The following is a 16,492-nucleotide window of genomic DNA, read 5'->3' as shown; positions in this document are numbered from 1 at the left end:
GTCGTGTCCCGTTCCAGCTCCGCGTCGCCGGTCGTCACCGGGACCGGTCCGCGCCCGGGGTGGGTGGAGGTCGTCGTCGGCCTGGTCGTGCTGGCCGCCGTCGCCTACGGGGGCGGACCGCTGGTGCTGCGGACCCTCGACCCCGGTCCGCTCGCCGGGGGCCTGTTCCTCGCGGCGCTGTCGGGGATCGCGGGCGTCGCCGGGTTCGCCGCGGCCGTCGCGGTCCGGCGTCGCCCGCTGCCGGAGTTCGGCGTGCGGGCGACGTCCGTGCGCTGGCTGCTGCTCGGCGCCGCCGGGGCGGTCCTGGCGTTCGTCGTCAGCCGGCTGCTGGTGGTCGGGATGGTCGCGCTCGGGATCGAGCCGGAGAACATCCAGGGCGCCTACGCCGACGCGGGCAGCGGCGGGGCCTGGTCGGTGGCGCTGTCGCTGCTGTTCCTCGCGGTGCTGACACCGCTGGGGGAGGAGCTGCTGTTCCGCGGGGTGGTCACCTCGGCGCTGCTGCGCTACGGCGCCGTCGTCGGTGTGCTGGGCAGCGCCGTGGTGTTCGCGCTGGCGCACGGGCTGAACGTGGTGTTCCTGACGGCGCTGGTCGTCGGGCTGGTCGCGGGTGAGCTGCGCCGACGCAGCGGCTCGGTGTGGCCGGGGGTGGTCACGCACCTGGTGCACAACGCCATGGCCCAGGTCGTCGCGCTGGCGTTCGCCGGGGTGCTGTGAGCGACCGGCAGCTACCAGGCGCCTGATAGCGTCGGTCCGTGCCCGACGAGGACGTGCCGCTCTGGGAGCTCATCCGGACGGCCCACGTCGTCGCCCGGGGATTCCACCGGGTGTTCGCCCGGGCCGGCCTGACCGCGACCGGCTTCGGCGTGCTCGCCGAGCTCGCCGACCGCGAACGGACGGGCGGGCCGCCGCCGTCGCAGGCCGAGCTCGCCCGGATCGTCCTGCTGCGCCCGCAGAGCGTGGGGGAGCTGGTCGCCGACCTCGTCGCCCGCGGCCTCGTCCGCCGCGACGGACCTGGCGGCCGTGGCCGGCGGGCCGGTCTGGAGCTCACCGACGACGGCCGTGCCGCGCTGGAGCGGGCCCGGCCGCTGGTGCAGGGTTTCTCCGCACCGGACGCGATCGGCCTCGACGCGGGCCGGACCGCGGAGCTGACCGCGATGCTGCGCACCGTGCGGGAGACGCTGGCCGCGGCGGAGGACTGACGGGGCGCCCGGACACCCGGGCCTCACACCGGGCGCGGCATACTCGCTGATCGTGATCGCCACCCTGCGGAAGCGCCCCCTGGTCCTGGCCGCCGCGATCGTCGTGCTCGTCGCGGTGGGTGTCGTGGTGGCGCTGCTGCGCCCCTGGGGAGGTGCCGGGACGACCGCCGAGCGGTACGTCACGGCCTGGGCCGCGGGGGACGCGCCGGGCGCGGCCGTCTACACCACGGACGCGGAGACGGCGGGCGCCTACCTGCAGAAGTCCCGCGACGACCTCGCCCCGGCCGGCATGACCGCCCGGGTGACCGGCACCCGCACCGACGGCGACCGCGCGACGTCGACGGTGGAGGTCGCCTGGGACCTGGGGCAGGGCCGGGCCTGGAACTACACCCTGGACCTGCCGCTCGTCGCCGCCGACGACGCCGCGGGCAACGACACCGGCTGGGCGGTCGACTGGTCGCCCGCCGCGTTCGCGCCGGGGCTCACCGACGGCCAGCGCCCGGTGACCCGCACCGTGACCGCCGCCCCGGCGCCCGTCCTCGACGCCGGCGGGGCCACGCTGCTCGCGCCCACCCCGGTCGTCACCGTCACCCTGGACAAGGCGCAGGTCGGGCAGGCCGCGGGTGGGCTCGGCTCCGCACTGGGCACGATCGACCCCGCGATCACGGCGTCGAGCATCACCGCGGGCGCGAACGCCGTGCCGGACGGGCAGGCCTACACCGTCGTCGTGCTGCGGGAGCCCGACTACCAGCGGGTCCGCGACCGGATCTACGACCTGCCCGGCGTCCGGTTCGTGTCCTCGACGCGCCTGCTGCCGCCCGACCAGGGCTTCGCGGGGCAGCTGATGCAGGGCGCCCGCGCCGACATCGAGAAGGCCGCCGGCGGGACGCCCGGCTGGTCGGTCGACGTCGTCGGCGCCCGCGGCGAGACCGTCCGCTCGGTGGCCGGGCAGCCCGCTGGGCCGGGGAAGCCGGTCACCCTGGAGCTGGACCGCACCGTGCAGGACGCGGCGCAGGCCGCCGTCGACGCCGACTCCAAGCAGGCCATGATCGTCGCGATCCGGCCGTCCACCGGGGCGGTGCTCGCGGTGGCGCAGAACGCGGCCGCCGACCGCGACGGCGCGCTGGCCCTGACCGGCCGCTACCCGCCCGGCTCCACCTTCAAGATCGTCACCGCGTACGGGGCGATGCCGGCGGAGAACCTCACCCCGCAGTCCCCGGTCGAGTGCCCCGGCACCACCGTCATCGACGGGCGCACCATCCCCAACGAGGACTCCTTCGTGCTCGGCACCGTGCCGCTGACCGAGGCGTTCGCGCAGTCCTGCAACACCACGTTCTCCCGGCTCGCCCTCGGCCTGCCCCCCGGCGGCCTCCCGGACGCCGGGAAGGCGCTCGGCTTCGGCGCGGACTGGAAGATCCCCGGGATGACGACGATCACCGGCACCGTCTCACCCGCCACCGACGACCTGCAGCGGGCCAGCGACGGCTTCGGCCAGGGCGACGTCCTCGCCTCCCCGTTCGGCATGGCGCTGGTGTCGGCGACGGTCCAGCACGGCGCGCCCGTCACGCCGTCGCTGATCCGCGGGGCGACGACCGAGGCCGCCGTCGCGCCGGGCACCCCGGACCGCGCGGTGCTCGACCAGCTGCGCCCGATGATGCGGGCCGTCGTCACCTCCGGGACGGCGCGGGCCGCCGCCGGGCAGGGCGAGGTGTACGGCAAGACCGGCACCGCCGAGTACGCGGGCCCCGACGGCGGCAACCGCTCGCACGGCTGGTTCACCGGCTACCGCGGTGACCTGGCCTTCGCCACCCTCATCGTCGACGGCGGGTCGTCCGGGCCCGCGGTGCAGATGACGGCGCGCTTCCTGGCGGGCGTCCCGCGCTGAGCGACCGGCCGGGCGGCGGCGGGACGGCGTGGCGCCGGGCGCCCTACCCTGGTCGTCGTGCACCCCAGCCGGATCCCCGCCCTGGCGTTCGTGGCCGACCTCGTCGCCGTCGTGGTGTTCGCCGCCCTCGGGAGGCTGAGCCACGCCGAGGCCGACAGCGTGCTCGGCCTGCTCGGCACCGCGCTGCCGTTCGCGCTGGGGGTCGCGGTGGCCCGGGCGACGCCGTGGGTGCGGTCGGCGCCGGCGTCGCTGCGCGCCGGGGCGGTCGTGCTCGCCGGGGCCGTGGTCGTCGGGCTCGTGCTGCGGCTGGGGTTCCTGGGGCGGCTGCCGCTGTCGTTCGCCGTCGTCGCGACGATCTCGCTGGCGGTGCTGCTGCTGGGCTGGCGGGGGATCTCCGCCGCCGTCGCGCGGATGCGGGCCCCGCGCACCCCGACCCGCTGAGGGCCCCGGACGTACGATGGGGGTCATGTCGACCCGCACGCTGCTCGTCCCCGGTACGCCGACCCCAAGCCGCGAGGTGCCGTCGCACATCCCGCGTCCGGAGTACGTCGGCAAGCCGGCCCCGGCACGCAGCCGCCGCGGCGACATCCAGACGCCCGAGACGATCGAGCTGATGCGCCACGCCGGGAAGATCGCGGCCCAGGCGCTGCAGCTCGCGGGGGAGACCGTCCGCCCCGGCATCACCACCGACGAGATCGACCGCGTGGTCCACGAGTTCCTCGTCGACCACGACGCGTACCCCTCGACGCTGGGCTACCGCGGCTTCCCCAAGTCCTGCTGCACCAGCCTCAACGAGGTCATCTGCCACGGCATCCCGGACACGACCGTGATCGACGACGGCGACGTGCTCAACGTCGACGTCACCGCGTTCGTCGGCGGGGTGCACGGCGACACCAACGCGACCTTCCTCGCCGGTGACGTGTCGGAGGAGGCGCGGCTGCTCGTCGAACGCACCCGCGAGGCCACGATGCGCGCCATCAAGGCCGTCCGCCCCGGGCGTGAGCTGAACGTCGTCGGCCGGGTCATCGAGTCCTACGCCAAGCGCTTCGGCTACGGCGTGGTCCGCGACTTCACCGGCCACGGCATCGCCCACGAGTTCCACTCCGGGCTGGTCGTGCTGCACTACGACCAGCCCGACGTGCACACCGTCCTCGAGCCGGGGATGACCTTCACCATCGAGCCGATGATCACCCTCGGCGGTATCGACTACGACACCTGGGACGACGACTGGACGGTCGTCACCAAGGACAAGTCGTGGGTCGCGCAGTTCGAGCACACCATCGTGGTGACCGACGACGGCGCGGAGATCCTGACCCTGCCCTGAGGCGGGTCCGCCCGGCGTGGGAGGTCAGGCGGCGGCGCGTTCGCGCAGCAGGGCCAGCGCCTCGTCGGCGTGCTTGTTCATGTCGGTCTCGGACCCGATCTCGGCGAGGACGGCGCGGTCCGGGCCGATCACGAACGTCCTGCGGCGGGTGTGGAAGTTCCCCGGGAGCCAGGCGCGGTAGGCACCGAAGGACCTCGCGACGGTGTGGTCGGCGTCGGACAGCAGCGGGAACCCGAGGCCGTTCGCGGCGGCGAACATGTTCTGCTTGTCCGGCCGGTCCGAGGAGATCCCGACCGGCTGCGCCCCGACCTCGGCGAACTCGGCCGCGAGGTCCCGGAAGTGGCAGGCCTCGGCGGTGCAGCCACCGGTCATCGCGGCCGGGTAGAAGAACAGGACGACGGGCCCGGCGGCCAGCAGGTCGGACAGCCGACGCGGTGCGCCGGCCTCGTCGGGCAGCTCGAAGTCGGTGGCGGTGTCGCCGACGGCCATGGTGTCTCCTCGGGTCGCGGGTGCGGGGTGGGTCAGGAACGTGGGGGCAGCGGGAGGAACCCGCTGGTGCGGCGGACGTAGTCGGCGTAGCCGGGGCGCCGGTCGGCGATGTCGCGTTCCAGCAGCGCCGCGCCGGTGCCCTTCATCAGGTTCGCCGTGATCACGGCGACCCCGACGAGGCCGATCAGCCCGGCCGGGTGGTGCAGGGCGAGGATGCCCAGGCCCCACCAGACGCAGGCGTCGCCGAAGTAGTTGGGGTGGCGGGTGAACCGCCACAGGCCGCGGTCCATCACCTCGCCGCGGTTCGCGGGGTCGGCGGTGAACCGGGCCAGCTGGGCGTCGCCGACGGACTCGAAGGTGAACCCGACCGCCCAGACGAGCACGCCGACCACGGTGACGGCGACCAGCCATCCGGTGGTCGCGGTGCCGTACTGGGCGACCTGCACGGGGAGCGAGACGACCCACATCACCGCGCCCTGGGTGAGGTAGACGCGCCGGCCGATCGAGCCGCGCTCGCGCAGGTCGACGTAACGCCGGTCCTCGGGCTTCCCGTGGTTGCGCCGCGCGATGTGGCGGGCCAGCCGCCCGCCCCACACCGCGACGAGCACGACCACCAGGGCGCGCCGCCAGCCGTCGCCGGTCGGGTCGAGGGCCGTCGCGGTCACCGCGGTGACGAACGCGACCCACACGAACCCGAGCCCCCAGACGACGTCGACGCCGTCGTGCCGGCCGCGCCGCACCCCGATCGCGTACGCGAGGGCCATGAGCACGGCGACGGCGACGGCGGTGACGCCGAGGTTGACGGCCCACGCCGCCCAGGGGAACGGGTTCACTCCGGTCATGCTGTCGCGGCCGGCGACGGCGCGCCCGCCGGGGCGGACCCGACGGCCGGGTCGAGCCCCAGGATCCCGGTGCGGCTGCGCGGGAGCCCGGAGGTGCCGTCGACGCCGGGGCGGACGGTGAGGATCTGGTGCACGCCCATCCGGTTCTCCTCGAACGCCAGCGCGGCACCGGCCAGGTACAGCAGCCAGATCCGCCACTGCTCCTCGCCGATCATCCGGACCGCGGTGTCGCGGTGCGCCTGCAGCGTCTCCAACCAGGGCCGGACCGTCCACACGTAGTGCTCGCGCAGCGAGTGCACGTCGACGATCTCGTGCCCGGCCTGCTCCAGGAACCCGAGGGTCTCACCGAGCGGGCGCATGTACATGTCCGGCGCGACGTAGGCCTCCATGAACGCGCCGCCGCCCGGTGCGGTGTTCGCCCCGACCGACCCGCGCGACATCTGCTGCAGCAGCAGGCGTCCGTGCGGGCGCAGCATGCGGTGCAGCTGTGCGGCGTAGACGCCGTAGTTCTCCTGCCCGACGTGCTCGCCCATCTCGATGGAGGACACGGCGTCGAAGGGCTGCTCGGAGATCTCGCGGTAGTCCTGCAACCGGATCTCCACCCGCTCGGACAGCCCGGCACGGCGGACCCGCTCGACGCCGTAGTCGCGCTGCTGGGCCGAGAGCGTGACGCCGGTGGCGTGCACGCCGTAGTGCTCGGCCGCGTGCACGAGCAGCGAGGCCCACCCGCAGCCGACGTCGAGCAGCCGCATCCCCGGCGCCAGGCCGAGCTTGCGGCAGATCAGGTCCAGCTTGTCGCGCTGGGCGTCGACCAGGGTGTAGTCGGGGCCCTCGTCGCGGGTCCAGTAGCCGCACGAGTACGCCATCTGCGGGTCGAGCAGGAAGGCGTAGAACTCGTTCGACAGGTCGTAGTGGTGGCTGATCGCGTCGCGGTCGCGGCGACGGCTGTGCCGCCGCCCGCCCAGCCGGGCCTCCGACGCCGGCGGCCGCGGCGGGGTGCCGACGGCACCGAGCCGGGCCGCGGTGCCCAGCGCACCCAGCTTCTGACGCAGGTCGAGCGTCGCCGAACCGGTCCCCGGCTTCGTGAGCGCCCAGAACCGGGACAGCCCGTCGGCGACGTCACCGTCGACGGACAGGTCACCGGAGACGAACGCGCGGGCCAGGCCGAGCTCACCCGGCGCCCACAGCAGCCGGCGCAGGGCCCGGCGGCGGTTCACGATCACCGTCGGTGGGTTCGGGTCGGCGGGGGTGCCGGTCCGACCGGCCTCGCTGCCGTCCCAGGCGCGGAGCCGCACCGGGAGCGGGGCGCCGAGGACGTCCTCCAGGAGCGAGGTGAGGCGCTCCGCGGGGGTGGTGGTCATGGGGGCACCTCTCAGAAGGACGGGCGGCGCTGCAGCGAGAACTGGACGACGTCGAGGTAGCCGACGCGGAACCCGGCCTCGCAGTAGCCGAGGTAGAACTCCCACATCCGCCGGAACGTCTCGTCGAAGCCGAGCGCCTCGACCTCGTCCCACCGAGCGAGGAAGCGGGTGCGCCAGTGGCCCAGGGTGCGGGCGTAGTCGTAGCCCAGGCTCCGGCGCTCGGCGACGTGCAGCCCGCCGGTGTGCCGGGCGAGGTTGTCCTCGATGGCCTCGACCGACGGGATGATCCCGCCGGGGAAGACGTACTTGTGGATCCAGGTGTAGTCGTTGCGGGCGACCATCATCCGGTCGTGCGGCATCGTGATCGACTGCAGGCCGACCCGCCCGCCCGGCTTGAGCAGCCGGTCCAGTGCGGCGAAGTACGTCGGCCAGTACTCGACGCCGACGGCCTCGATCATCTCGACCGACACGACGGCGTCGTAGGAGCCCTGGGCCTCGCGGTAGTCGCGCAGCAGCACCTGCACCCGGTCGGCCACGCCCGCCTCGGCGAGCCGCGCCTCGGCGAGGGTCTTCTGCTCCTGCGAGATCGTCAGCGTGGTGACCCGGGCGCCGCGCTGCGCGGCCCGCGTCGCGAGCCCGCCCCAGCCGGTGCCGATCTCCAGCACGTGCATCCCGGCCTCGACGCCCGCCATGTCCAGGATGCCGTCGATCTTGCGTTCCTGGGCGAGGACGAGGTCGTCGGAACCGTCGGCGAACCAGCCGGCGGAGTAGGACATGGTGTCGTCGAGGAACAGCGAGAACAGCTCGTTGGACAGGTCGTAGTGGCGGTGGATGTTCTCCCGCGACCCCTCGACCGAGTTGACCTCGGCGGTGGGCCGGCGGGCCTCGGCGAACCGGCGGCCCAGCCGCTGCAGGGCGGGCGGCACCAGCGTCGACAGCCGGGCGGCGAACGGGGTGAGCAGCCCGGGCAGGTCGGTGGTCGTCCAGTCGCCGACCATGTACGACTCGCCGAAACCGATCTTGGAGTTCGCGCCGAGCCGGTGGAAGAACGCCGACGGGCGCTCGATGCGCATGACCGGCGAGGTCGGGCCGCCCGCACCGAGCCGCTCCCCGCCGGGGAACACCACACGCACCGGCAGCGACCGGACCGCGTTGCGGAACAGCGACTCCGCGATCCGGGCCTTGGCCGGAGCCACGGGCGGTGTCGCCAGACCGGGCCACACACCCTCGTTGGGGCGGGGCACGGCGTGCGTGCGGGGCCGGGTGCCGCGCGCGCCACCGGAGGTGGGCACGGCGATCCCGTCGTGCTGCATGGTCATCGCGTGACCCCTTCCTGGTGCTGATCCTGTGTGGAGTGTTCGTCGGGGAGGCCTGCGCGGTTCTGTGGTGGCCGGGCCGGTTTCGGCACGACCGGCAGCTTCGTCCACAGCGCGATGCCGTGCCGCCGGATCAGCGCCGCGGTCCGCTGGGTGACGAGCGGGCGGCGCAGCACCGTGCGCGCCACCTGCCGGGTGGTCGCGGGCCTGCGGATCCCCGCCAGGGTGGCGACGAACGCGGGCGCACCGTCCTGGTGCAGCGTGATCGCGATGCCGAGCCGGTCGTCGGGCTCGGGCAGGCGCATCGTGTAGTGGCCGTCGACCGTGAGGAACGGCGAGACGTAGAACTCCTTGTCCACGCCCGCCCGCCCCGACGGGTCGGGGTGCAGCAGGTAGCAGTGCCGCTCGCCGTAGGTGTTGTGCACCTCCGCGACCACGCAGGCGAGGGTGCCGTCGGCGCGGTGGCACCAGAACACCGAGATCGGGTTGAACACGTAGCCGAGCACCCGGGCGTGGGCGAGCATCAGGACCCGGCCCCCGGCCAGGTCGATGCCGTGCGCGGCCAGGTAGGTGTCGACGTTCTCCCGGATCCCGCGCTCCGGGTCCCCGAGGTGGTCGCGGGCGTCGAAGCGCGCGAACGGGCGCAGCCAGAACGGCAGCCGCGGCAGCGCGTCCAGGTCGACGAGCCAGTAGTAGATCGGGTGCGAGAACGCCGTCTCCAGGTCGCGCCGGCGGGCGTGACGGACCTCGGCGTCGTAGAGCGCCGGGGTGCTCACCAGCTCACCCCGAGCGCGCGGGCGGCGCGCACGCCCGAGGCGCAGCCGTCCTCGTGGAAGCCCCAGCCGTGGTAGGCACCGGCGTAGGCGGTGACCGGGGTGTTCAGCTCCGGCAGGCGGCGCTGGGCGGCCACCGAATCCGGCGTGTACACCGGGTGCTCGTAGGTCATCCGCGCGACGACGGCGTCCGGGTCGATCCGCCCGGCGCCGTTCAGCGTGACCACCCAGTCGTCGGGGTCGGTGAGGCGCATCAGCCGGTTCATGTCGTAGCTGACCAGGACCGGGGCCGCGGTGCCCTCGGATCCGCCCGGCCCGCCCGTGGCATCCGCGCAGGCGGGCTTGAGATAGTTCCAGGACGCCCGGGCGCCGGGTCGGCGCGGCAGCAGCGAGGTGTCGTGGTGCAGCCAGGTCTCGTTGCGGGAGTAGGTGAACGCCCCCAGCACGGCCCGCTCGTCGGCGGTGGCGCCGTCGCCGAGGACCGCCAGCGCCTGGTCGGGATGGGTCGCGAGCACGACGTGGTCGAACGCGGCGACGGCGTCGGCGTCGTCGCGGACCTCGACGCCCGCGGTCGAGCGCAGGACCGAGCGGACCGGCGTCGCGGTGCGCACCGCCGGGAGCTGCTTGACGACACGGTCCACATAGGAGCGGGACCCGCCGGTGACGGTCCGCCACTGCGGAGAGCCGCCGATCCCGAGCATGCCGTGGTGGTCGAGGAAGGTGAACAGGTAGCGCGCCGGGTAGTCCAGCGAGAGCGCCGCGCCCGCCGACCACACGCAGGACACCACCGGGATCATGAAGTGCTGCACGAAGTAGCGGGAGTAGCCGCCGATCGCGAGGAACGCCCCGAGCGTGGTGAGATCCGGCGCCGCCGCCCGCTCCTCGTACGCGAGAACCCGGCGTGCGTGCCGGTGGAACCGCACGACCTCGCCGAGCATCCGCAGGTAGGCCGGCCGGGCCACGTTGGAGGCCTGCGGGAACAGACCACCCAGCTTGCGGGCACCGGCGTACTCCAGCCCGCAGCCGTCGCAGCGCACCGACATCGACATGTCGGAGTCCTGGGTGGACACCCCCAGCTCGCCGAACAGGCGCAGCAGGTTCGGGTAGGTGCGGTCGTTGTGGACGATGAACCCGGAGTCGACGTGGGTGGTCCCGCCGTCCGACGACGCCAGCTCGTGGGTGTGGGCGTGCCCGCCGGGGCGGGCGTCGGCCTCGTACAGCGTCACGTCGTGGCTGCGGGACAGCAGGTAGGCGGCCGTCAGACCGGACACCCCGCTGCCGACCACGGCGACGGTCGGACGCGCCTGCGGTGCACTCACCTGTCAACTCCTTCGAGGGCGACCCGCAGCCCGGCCGGGGCGGGTTCCGCCATGGCGTTCGCGATGACCGGGTCACGGGGTTCGGCCCCGAGCTCGCCGAGTGCGAAACGTCGCACCAGGGAGGTCCAGTCACCGGCGCGGCGGAGCATGGCGTGGCCGTCGCCGAGCACGTCGAAGCGGGCGACCCGGTCGGTCACCGACCGGGCGCGCAGGGCGTAGGCGTAGGACGCCGCGGGGTCGGTCATCCGCTCCCGGTCACCGTGGGCGATCAGCACCGACCGCCCGGCGAGCTGGTCGACCGGGTCGGAGCCCTCCAGCCAGGGGGCGAGCCCGCACACCGCGACGACGCCGGGGGCGCCCGCCGCCCGCAGCACCGCGCGGGCACCCATCGAGTGCCCGACGAGCACGACCGGGCGTCCCGGGTAGCGGCGCGCGAGCTCGTGGACGGCCCACTCGGCGTCGCGGTAGGCGTCCATGGCCGGGCCGTTCCAGCCCTTCAGCCGGTAGCGCAGCAGGTGCACCGCGACGCCCGAGCCCACCTCGGTCCGATGGGCGCGCCCGCCGCGCTCCAGGGAGTGCGCGAACGGCAGCATGCGCAGCAGTGCCAGCCCGCGCCGGGCGGGCGCCGTGGAGTGCGACTTCCCGCCGTGGGCGACCAGCACGACACCGGCCGGTTCGGGGTGTCGGTCGCCGGCCTTCTCCAGCCACGGACTCGGATCGGGCACGGGGCGCCTCGCAGGGGACGGGGTGCACGGGGCACCGGGACGGTCTCGGCGCGTGTTCGTCCGGCGACCCGGTGGTGGACGGTCGGTGGGACCGTCCTCACATCGGGTCGGCCCGGACACGGTCCGCGACCGGTGCGTACCCGTCGACCCTAGATCGGGTCCGCAGTACCTTGCTCGTCGAGACATCTCGGCGCGCGGGGATCGCTCGAACGGGTGAGGTCTGTGTCACCCCCGGTGGTCACGGCCGGGGTGGGTAGGACCACGGGCACACCCGGTCGTCGTGAGGGGCGAAGATGGTCGTGCGCCCGGGACCGGGCGCTGCGGACGGACGGGCGGGGAGAGGACGACGACGATGGGCGTGCCACCGGAGCTGACGGTGTGGCAGAAGGTCGTGGCGACGGTGCGACGCCGGCGTCGCGGGTCGGGCTTCTGGTTCGGGCTCGCGATCGCGGTGATCTGGCCGTTCGTCGTCTTCGGGACCCGGCTGGGCTGGCGCGGCGCGGAGCACCTGCCGCGCACCGGCGGCGCCCTGCTGGTCGGCAACCACGTCTCGTTCTCCGACCCGATCTTCGACATCGCCTTCGGCACGGCGCACGGCCGGATCCCGCGGTTCCTGGCCAAGGGTGAGCTGTGGTCGGTGCCGGTGGTGAAGTGGGTACTCGGGCACGGCGGGCACATCCCGGTGTACCGGTCGTCGAAGCGGGCGGCGGAGTCGTTCACCGGCTCGATCGACGCCCTGGAGCGCGGGGAGATCGTCGCGATCTACCCGGAGGGCACCTACACCCGCGACCCCGGGCACTGGCCGATGAAGCCGAAAAACGGCGTCGCCCGGATCGCGCTGCGCTCCGGCGCCCCGGTGATCCCGATGGCGAACTGGGGCACCCAGGACTTCCTGCCCGCCGACGGGAAGCCGACGCCGTTCCCGCGCAAGCGGGTCACGGTCGCGCTGGGCCCGCCGGTGGACCTCTCGGAGTTCGCCGGGAAGCCGCTCACGAAGACCACCTTAGACGCGGCCACCGCGAAGATCATGGACGCGGTGACCGGGCTGCTCGAGGAGCTGCGCGAGGAGACCCGCCCGGCGACGCCGTACGACCCGGAGGCGCGGCCGCGCCCGGAGGCGCCCGGCGACCCGCTCGACCCGGCCGAGCGCGCCGCCGGCTGAGCCTCAGATCTCCAGCCCCAGCAGGGCGTTCTCGATGACCTCGGGCAGCGCCGGGTGGATCCAGTACTGCCCGGTCGCGATCTCGGAGACCGTCTGGCCGAACACCATCGCCTGGATCAGCTGCTGGACCAGCGTCGACGCCTGCGGCCCGAGCAGGTGCGCGCCCAGCAGCCGTCCGGTGCCCTTCTCCGCGACCAGCTTGCAGATGCCGGTGCGGTCCTCCATCGCCCAGCCGTAGGCGACGTCGCCGACGTTCTGCACCTTGACCGCGATGTCGAACCCGGCGTCGCGGGCCTCGGTCTCGGTCATGCCGACCGAGGCGATCTGCGGCTCGGTGAACACCGCGGCCGGGACGAAGTCGTGGTTGGTGGCGCGCAGGTCGTCCGGGTGCGCCAGGTTGTGCCCGACGATCTTGGCCTCGTGGTTGGCCACGTGCTTGAGCTGGTGGGGCGAACTCACGTCGCCCAGCGCCCACACGCCCGCGGCGGAGACGCTGCGCTGGTACTCGTCGACGGCGACCCGGCCGTCGGCGTGCACGGTCACGCCGCCCCGGTCCAGGTCCATCCGGTCGCCGTTGGGCATCCGGCCGGTGGCGACGAGCAGCGTGTCGGCGACGACGGTGGAGCCGTCGTCGAGGGTGATCTCCACCTCGCCGGGGCCGCCGCTGCCGTCGCCGGACAGCGCGGTGACCTGACGGCCCAGCCGGCAGTCCCAGCGGGCGGTGGCGACCTCGGTGAACCGGTCGGACAGCGTGTCGTCGAGGTGGCGCAGCAGCTTCGGTCCGCGGGCGATCACGGTGACCTCGGCGCCGAGCGCGGAGAACACGTGCGCGAACTCGGACGCGATGTAGCCGCCGCCGAGGATCGCGAGCCGGCGCGGGACGTCGTCGATCCGCATCACGGTGTCGGAGGTCTCGAACGGCACACCGGCGTCGCGGACCAGCGGCGGGATGCTCGGCCGCGACCCGGCGGCGATGACGATCCGGTCGCCGGTGACGGTGTCGGTGCCGGAGCCGTCGGTGCGCTCGACGCCCAGCTCGCGCTCGCCGGTGAAGCGGGCGTGCCCGAAGTACACGGTGACGTTGGGGCTGCGGTCGACCCGGTAGGAGCGCCCACCGTCGGAGATCGGGTCGATCCGGCCGAACACCCGGTCCCGGATGTCGGCCCAGCGGATCTTGTCGACGGTGCCGTCGACGCCGTAGGTGTGCGCGTGCCGGATGGTCTCGGCGACGTCCGCGGCGTAGACGTACATCTTGGTCGGGATGCAGCCGACGTTCAGACAGGTCCCGCCGAACACCCCGTGCTCGACGATCGCGACGTCGAGATCGGCGAAGCGTTCGTCGATGAAGGTGTTTCCGGAACCGGTGCCGATGACGACCAGATCATGGTGGGCCACGTCGCGAGGCTAACCGCTTCCGCGGGCCCGCGACGCTCTGGTACCCCTCTGCGGATGACCGTTCCCACACCGGCCGCGGCGACCCCGACCCTGCACCGCGCCTGGGCCGCCGACCTCGACCCGGCCACCCTGTACGCGCTGCTCGCGCTGCGCACCGCGATCTTCGTCGTCGAGCAGGAGTGCCCCTACCAGGAGCTCGACGGGCGCGACCTCGAACCGCGCACCCGGCACCACTGGCTGGCCGACGGCGGCACGGTCGTCGCGACCCTGCGGCTGCTGGCCGATCCCGGCGGGGTGCTGCGGATCGGCCGGGTCTGCACCCGCGCCGACGCGCGCGGACGTGGGCTGGGGCACCGGCTGATGGACTCGGTGCTCGCCGAGGTCGGGGACCGCCCCTGCGTGCTCGACGCCCAGGAGGTCCAGGAGCCGTTCTACGCGCGGCACGGATTCGTGCCGGCGGGGGAGCGGTTCGTCGAGGACGGCATCCCGCACGTCCCGATGGAGCGCCGCCGCTCCTGAGCGGGGCTCGGCCCGCGGCCCGCCTGCGTGCACCGCGACCGGTTCGAGCGCGTCGCGCAGCCGGCGGGCCGGCGCGCCGCCGGTCACCGCGCCGGCCGGCCCGACCCCGTCCGGTGCGGCGGCGAAGAAGATCCGGACGGCTTCGGCGTGGTCCACGTGCGCTCCCCGCGGGGTCCGGCGTCGCTGCCGGCCCGACGGCAGGTCCTCGGCCGGTGGGGCACGACCGGACGACGGGCGTGCCCCGCGCGTCGCCGTCGCCGGGACGCCGAGTGCGCGATACTCCCGCGCGTGCCCGGACCCAGAGGGTGCACGAGCGGACACGCTGGGAGAGGAAGGCGGAACGGATGAGCGACGACCGACGGGGCGGCGACTCCCCGGCCTGGGGTCGGGTCGGACCGGAGGACCCGACGGCGGACCCGGCGACCCATCCGGCGCTGCGCACACCCGACCCCACGGCCGATCAGCCGACCGTGGCGGTGCCGGTGGAGGGCGGCGGCCCGGACTCCGAGGCCACCACCGAGAAGCGCGCGATCCCGCACACCCGCACCGGCGGGCTGTGGGCCGCGCTGATCCTCTCGGCGGTCGTGCTGATCTTCCTGCTGGTGTTCATCCTGCAGAACACCGAGCCGGTCGCGATCAACTTCCTGTGGCTGACCGGGACGCTGCCCACCGGGGTGGCGCTGCTGTTCGCCGCGATCGCCGGGATCCTGCTGGTCGCCGTGCCCGGGACGGGCCGGATCCTGCAGCTGCGCCGGCAGGCGCGCCGGGGCTGACCGCACGGGGCGCGGCCGGCGATGCGGCCGCGACCCGGGTGGAGGTCAGCGCCGGCGACGCGGCCGGTCGGTGCGCGCGGCCCCGCCCGCGGCCGGGCGGCGGCGGGGTGCCGGCTTCGGCGGCTTGGCGACGACGATCGGCTCGCCGGACGGCTCCCGCGCTCCGGTCACGCGGACCAGGTCGGGGTGACCCGGGCGGACCGTCGAGACCTCGGCGGAGACCCCGGCCTGGCGGGTGAGCAGGTCCACCTCGGCGCGCTGCTCGGGCATCGCCAGCGTCACGACGACACCGTCCTCACCGGCCCGGGCGGTACGCCCGGCACGGTGCAGGTAGGCCTTGGGGTCGGCGGGCGGATCGACGTGCACGACGAGCCCGACGTCGTCGATGTGGATGCCGCGGGCCGCGACGTCGGTCGCGACGAGCACCGGCACCGCACCGGAGCGGAAGTCGTCGAGCGCGCGGTTGCGCTGGCTCTGCGAGCGGCCACCGTGCAGCGGGCCGGCGGCGACGCCCTCGCGGCGCAGCACCCGCACCATCCGGTCGGCGCCGTGCTTGGTGCGCACGAACAGGATCGTGCGGCCCTCCCGGGCGGCGATCTCGGCGACGACGCGGGACCGGTCGTCGCGGTCGACGACGAGCACGTGGTGCTCCATCGTCGCGACGCTGCCGGTCGGCGGGGCGACCGAGCGGGTCACCGGGTCGGTGAGGTGGCGCCGGACCAGCGTGTCGACGTCACCGTCGAGGGTTGCGGAGAACAGCAGACGCTGCCCGTCGGCGGGGGTGCGGTCGAGGATCGCGCGGACCTGGGGCAGGAAGCCCATGTCGGCCATGCGGTCGGCCTCGTCCAGCGCGGTGATCGTGACCTCGGACAGGTCGCAGGTGCGCTGCTGCAGGTGGTCGGCCAGCCGGCCCGGGGTGGCGACCAGCAGGTCGACCCCGCGCCGGAGCTCGGCGACCTGCTTGTTCATCGACATCCCGCCGACGATGTCGGTCACCCGCAGGTCGACCGCCTTCGCCAGCGGAGCCAGGACCTCGACGACCTGGGTGGCGAGCTCGCGGGTCGGGACCAGCACCAGGCCGCGCGGGGCGGTCGGGCGGGAGCGCTCCCCGGCCAGGCGGGCCAGCAGCGCGAGCCCGAAGGCGAGGGTCTTGCCGGACCCGGTCTGGCCGCGTCCGAGCAGGTCGCGCCCGGCGAGGGTGTCGGGCAGCGTGGCCGCCTGCACCGGGAACGGGGCGGTGAAGCCCTGCTCGGCCAGTGCCGTGGTCAGGCGCTCGGGCAGGCCCAGCTCGGCGAACGACGGCATGCCGTCCTCGGGCTCGACCCACTGCGGCTCCGGCTCCGCCTTCGGGGCGGCGACGGCGGCGGCGCGGGCCGGGGCCGGACGCGACGCTGCGGCGGCGCCACCACC

Annotated in this window: 17 protein-coding genes; 8 read left to right on the top strand and 9 right to left on the bottom strand. The window is 74.5% G+C overall.

The genetic code is table 11. From position 1 onward, the window contains the following. Nucleotides 1–3: 3 nt before the first annotated feature. From NH602_RS31800 to map, 5 genes are read left to right on the top strand one after another with little or no spacing between them, the layout of a single operon-like run. Nucleotides 4–714, top strand: a complete 711-nt coding sequence (locus tag NH602_RS31800) for a CPBP family intramembrane glutamic endopeptidase (protein ID WP_253067142.1) — start codon at nucleotides 4–6, stop codon at nucleotides 712–714. A gap of 38 nt (nucleotides 715–752) precedes the next feature. After that, complete coding sequence (locus tag NH602_RS04935; RefSeq protein WP_253067141.1) at nucleotides 753–1,199, top strand: MarR family winged helix-turn-helix transcriptional regulator; 447 nt, start codon at nucleotides 753–755, stop codon at nucleotides 1,197–1,199. 52 nt (nucleotides 1,200–1,251) lie between these two features. Next, entirely contained in the window at nucleotides 1,252–3,084 is a 1,833-nt protein-coding gene (locus NH602_RS04930; RefSeq protein ID WP_179760718.1) for a penicillin-binding transpeptidase domain-containing protein, read from the top strand. A 57-nt stretch (nucleotides 3,085–3,141) separates the two neighbouring features. Next, nucleotides 3,142–3,525 carry a DUF3054 domain-containing protein gene (locus tag NH602_RS04925; protein WP_083659088.1) on the top strand — a complete coding sequence of 128 codons (384 nt, stop codon included), beginning with the start codon at nucleotides 3,142–3,144 and terminating at the stop codon, nucleotides 3,523–3,525. 25 nt (nucleotides 3,526–3,550) lie between these two features. Continuing rightward, a complete protein-coding gene (gene map, locus NH602_RS04920; protein ID WP_073578284.1) occupies nucleotides 3,551–4,408 on the top strand; it encodes a type I methionyl aminopeptidase in 858 nt (285 codons plus the stop codon). A 24-nt stretch (nucleotides 4,409–4,432) separates the two neighbouring features. Here map and NH602_RS04915 read toward each other — a convergent pair whose 3' ends face one another. Genes NH602_RS04915 through NH602_RS04885 form a run of 7 tightly spaced genes read right to left on the bottom strand, consistent with a single transcriptional unit; the run spans nucleotide 4,433 to nucleotide 11,233 of the window. Then, nucleotides 4,433–4,897: a peroxiredoxin gene (locus NH602_RS04915; RefSeq protein WP_179760717.1), complete on the bottom strand. Its 465-nt coding sequence runs from the start codon at nucleotides 4,895–4,897 to the stop codon at nucleotides 4,433–4,435. Nucleotides 4,898–4,929: 32 nt separating this feature from the next. Beyond that, nucleotides 4,930–5,739 (bottom strand): DUF1295 domain-containing protein, encoded by an 810-nt coding sequence (locus NH602_RS04910; RefSeq protein ID WP_253067140.1) that lies wholly within the window; start codon nucleotides 5,737–5,739, stop codon nucleotides 4,930–4,932. After that, the gene (locus tag NH602_RS04905) at nucleotides 5,736–7,100 is read right to left on the bottom strand and encodes a cyclopropane-fatty-acyl-phospholipid synthase family protein (protein ID WP_253067139.1); all 1,365 of its coding nucleotides are present in this window, start codon (nucleotides 7,098–7,100) and stop codon (nucleotides 5,736–5,738) included. The genes NH602_RS04910 and NH602_RS04905 overlap by 4 nt, the downstream gene beginning before the upstream one ends. Nucleotides 7,101–7,111: 11 nt before the next feature. Continuing rightward, nucleotides 7,112–8,419 (bottom strand): cyclopropane-fatty-acyl-phospholipid synthase family protein, encoded by a 1,308-nt coding sequence (locus tag NH602_RS04900; protein WP_083659087.1) that lies wholly within the window; start codon nucleotides 8,417–8,419, stop codon nucleotides 7,112–7,114. After that, nucleotides 8,416–9,192, bottom strand: coding sequence for a DUF1365 domain-containing protein (locus NH602_RS04895; RefSeq protein WP_100880004.1), 777 nt, complete (start codon nucleotides 9,190–9,192; stop codon nucleotides 8,416–8,418). The genes NH602_RS04900 and NH602_RS04895 overlap by 4 nt, the downstream gene beginning before the upstream one ends. Further along, complete coding sequence (locus tag NH602_RS04890; RefSeq protein ID WP_073578148.1) at nucleotides 9,189–10,508, bottom strand: NAD(P)/FAD-dependent oxidoreductase; 1,320 nt, start codon at nucleotides 10,506–10,508, stop codon at nucleotides 9,189–9,191. The genes NH602_RS04895 and NH602_RS04890 overlap by 4 nt, the downstream gene beginning before the upstream one ends. Then, nucleotides 10,505–11,233, bottom strand: a complete 729-nt coding sequence (locus NH602_RS04885) for an alpha/beta hydrolase (RefSeq protein WP_073578147.1) — start codon at nucleotides 11,231–11,233, stop codon at nucleotides 10,505–10,507. The genes NH602_RS04890 and NH602_RS04885 overlap by 4 nt, the downstream gene beginning before the upstream one ends. Nucleotides 11,234–11,585: 352 nt before the next feature. Between NH602_RS04885 and NH602_RS04880 the strand changes: the two genes are divergently transcribed. Next, complete coding sequence (locus NH602_RS04880; RefSeq protein WP_167410044.1) at nucleotides 11,586–12,395, top strand: 1-acyl-sn-glycerol-3-phosphate acyltransferase; 810 nt, start codon at nucleotides 11,586–11,588, stop codon at nucleotides 12,393–12,395. 3 nt (nucleotides 12,396–12,398) lie between these two features. Here NH602_RS04880 and NH602_RS04875 read toward each other — a convergent pair whose 3' ends face one another. Next, nucleotides 12,399–13,790, bottom strand: a complete 1,392-nt coding sequence (locus tag NH602_RS04875) for a mycothione reductase (RefSeq protein WP_179760712.1) — start codon at nucleotides 13,788–13,790, stop codon at nucleotides 12,399–12,401. A gap of 54 nt (nucleotides 13,791–13,844) precedes the next feature. On the opposite strand from NH602_RS04875, the gene NH602_RS04870 reads away from it, so the two are divergent. Together NH602_RS04870 and NH602_RS04865 are read left to right on the top strand one after the other, a co-directional pair. Further along, a complete protein-coding gene (locus NH602_RS04870) occupies nucleotides 13,845–14,309 on the top strand; it encodes a GNAT family N-acetyltransferase (RefSeq protein WP_178376820.1) in 465 nt (154 codons plus the stop codon). A gap of 344 nt (nucleotides 14,310–14,653) precedes the next feature. Next, nucleotides 14,654–15,082 (top strand): lipopolysaccharide assembly LapA domain-containing protein, encoded by a 429-nt coding sequence (locus NH602_RS04865; protein ID WP_073578144.1) that lies wholly within the window; start codon nucleotides 14,654–14,656, stop codon nucleotides 15,080–15,082. A 45-nt stretch (nucleotides 15,083–15,127) separates the two neighbouring features. Here NH602_RS04865 and NH602_RS04860 read toward each other — a convergent pair whose 3' ends face one another. Further along, entirely contained in the window at nucleotides 15,128–16,387 is a 1,260-nt protein-coding gene (locus NH602_RS04860) for a DEAD/DEAH box helicase (protein WP_253067151.1), read from the bottom strand. Nucleotides 16,388–16,492: the final 105 nt, after the last annotated feature.

It is taken from the genome of Pseudonocardia sp. McavD-2-B, assembly GCF_024124365.1.
GTDB classification, from domain to species: Bacteria; Actinomycetota; Actinomycetes; order Mycobacteriales; family Pseudonocardiaceae; genus Pseudonocardia; species Pseudonocardia alni.
Note: the sequence above shows the minus strand (reverse complement) of the source record. Positions and strands in the feature narration are given on the sequence as shown.

What these genes read in the sequence shown, in the direction of transcription:
- map (WP_073578284.1), top strand. Translation starts at nt 3,551, where the DNA reads ATGTCGACCCGCACGCTGCTCGTCCCCGGTACGCCGACCCCAAGCCGC.
- NH602_RS04915 (WP_179760717.1), bottom strand. Translation starts at nt 4,897, where the DNA reads ATGGCCGTCGGCGACACCGCCACCGACTTCGAGCTGCCCGACGAGGCC.
- NH602_RS04910 (WP_253067140.1), bottom strand. Translation starts at nt 5,739, where the DNA reads ATGACCGGAGTGAACCCGTTCCCCTGGGCGGCGTGGGCCGTCAACCTC.
- NH602_RS04905 (WP_253067139.1), bottom strand. Translation starts at nt 7,100, where the DNA reads ATGACCACCACCCCCGCGGAGCGCCTCACCTCGCTCCTGGAGGACGTC.
- NH602_RS04900 (WP_083659087.1), bottom strand. Translation starts at nt 8,419, where the DNA reads ATGACCATGCAGCACGACGGGATCGCCGTGCCCACCTCCGGTGGCGCG.
- NH602_RS04880 (WP_167410044.1), top strand. Translation starts at nt 11,586, where the DNA reads ATGGGCGTGCCACCGGAGCTGACGGTGTGGCAGAAGGTCGTGGCGACG.
- NH602_RS04870 (WP_178376820.1), top strand. Translation starts at nt 13,845, where the DNA reads ATGACCGTTCCCACACCGGCCGCGGCGACCCCGACCCTGCACCGCGCC.
- NH602_RS04865 (WP_073578144.1), top strand. Translation starts at nt 14,654, where the DNA reads ATGAGCGACGACCGACGGGGCGGCGACTCCCCGGCCTGGGGTCGGGTC.
- NH602_RS04860 (WP_253067151.1), bottom strand. Translation starts at nt 16,387, where the DNA reads ATGCCGTCGTTCGCCGAGCTGGGCCTGCCCGAGCGCCTGACCACGGCA.